Below are 1,652 nucleotides of genomic sequence, written 5' to 3'. Positions count from 1 at the left end.
CTCAACTCCAGCAACTAGAAGCACAAGTAGCTTCCATGGTTTCCCAGGAAGTATACAAAACTTTGGAGCAAGAGTCTCAAGAGCAAAAGGTACAACTAGAAAAGTTAGAAGAGCAAGTCGCTTCGATGGTGTCCAAAGAAATTCACGATTCTTTGCAGCACCAGTCACAAGAGCAACAAACTCAACTTCAACAACTAGAAGTACAACTAGCTNTCCAAAGAAATTCACGATTCTTTGCAGCACCAGTCACAAGAGCAACAAACTCAACTTCAACAACTAGAAGTACAACTAGCTTCTATGGTATTGCAGGAAAGTTATGATGCTTTGCAACGTCAGTCAGAAAAACAACAAGATAAGTTGCAAGAGCTAGAAGAGCAAGTTGCTACAATGGTGTCAATAGAAAGTTATGAAACTTTACAAAAACACTCAGAAGAGCAAAAGGCTGAATTGGAAAGTTTCCAATCACAAGCAGATTTAATGGTGTCAAAAGAAAATTATGAAGCTTTGCAGCACCAATTACAAGAGCAACTCAATAAGTTGAAAAATATGGAATCCATAGTTGCTGCAATGATACCACAGGAAACTTATCAAGCCTTAGAAAAAGAGTCAGAACTTCAGAAAGAAATAATCGCAGATTATCAAAATAAACTGACTCAATTACAACAAAAATATCATAACCAATCTGAGAAAATAGAGGCTTCTCAAAAACAAATTTCTGAGTTACAAACTCCAGCAATGATTGCACAACATCATATTCTTAACAAGTGGCAATATCGGACTTTTTCTAGATAGAGTTCAAGTTCAAGAAAATTGATGATTTCTAGTAATAGTAAATATAGCAACCTTGAATTTTCAGTTTTGAAAATTTAGAAGACATCAGGGAGCAGAATTTAATTATTTTTCTTTCCGAAAGCGACAAAATCTCTCCGCTAAATTGATGAATTTCAAGAGCAATTTTTCCATCATCCATAAGATGTTAAGAAGCGGAGAGAAATTGAGTCGCACTTTTGGATATTTTCCTAAGTTCAATGTTGAAGTTATGCCATTATTAAAATAATGTTACAGAGAAATTGAGAGATTAAATAACTTAATTTTTGATGTATGTCAGATGAAAAATTAAGTCTGAAATTGGTGATAAATGAAGACTTAAATACTTAATGCTGTCAATCAAGAGAAAAAAAAGATAAAAAATGAGTGTTAAAATTTATCAGTCCTAATTGCTTAGGAATGATGAGTGTGAAATAGAAAATATGACAGCTAATCTACCTGACTTCTAACTGACAAAAATTTGTAGCAAAATTGATCGAATTGGTATTATATCAAAAAGCTATAGCAATCCTAAATTGATCGTGACATTTTTAATAATAGTTAAAAAGAGCTGAAAATATAGAAAATTATGACTTCTGACTCCTGACTCCTAAGTGCAACTAAAATATTGCAACCGATTAGAGGATTGCTATTTTAATTTAAAAAGGGTAATTCATATTATATGTTATGGCGGTTATTTGTCTATTCAGCAATTAAAAATTAACAATTAATAATTATCTAAACTGGAAGATTCATAATTTAGAAAAGACTATCTCATGCTTATTTATGGGGTGTAAATTATTAATTATAATGGGAGGCTTCAAGGCGTGAATTATTGAATGAAT

Annotated in this window: 1 protein-coding gene; it reads left to right on the top strand. The window is 32.2% G+C overall.

Going from position 1 to position 1,652, the window contains the following annotated elements; translation table 11 throughout:
• Positions 1-213: 213 nt before the first annotated feature.
• On the top strand, positions 214-792 hold a 579-nt coding region (locus tag AFK68_RS00250), incomplete at its 5' end, for a hypothetical protein (RefSeq protein WP_210407143.1).
• Positions 793-1,652 lie beyond the last annotated feature (860 nt).

Origin of the sequence: Hydrocoleum sp. CS-953, from assembly GCF_002260545.1 — a bacterium.
GTDB lineage: Bacteria > Cyanobacteriota > Cyanobacteriia > Cyanobacteriales > Microcoleaceae > Trichodesmium.
This window is presented reverse-complemented; position numbering and strand designations above follow the sequence as displayed.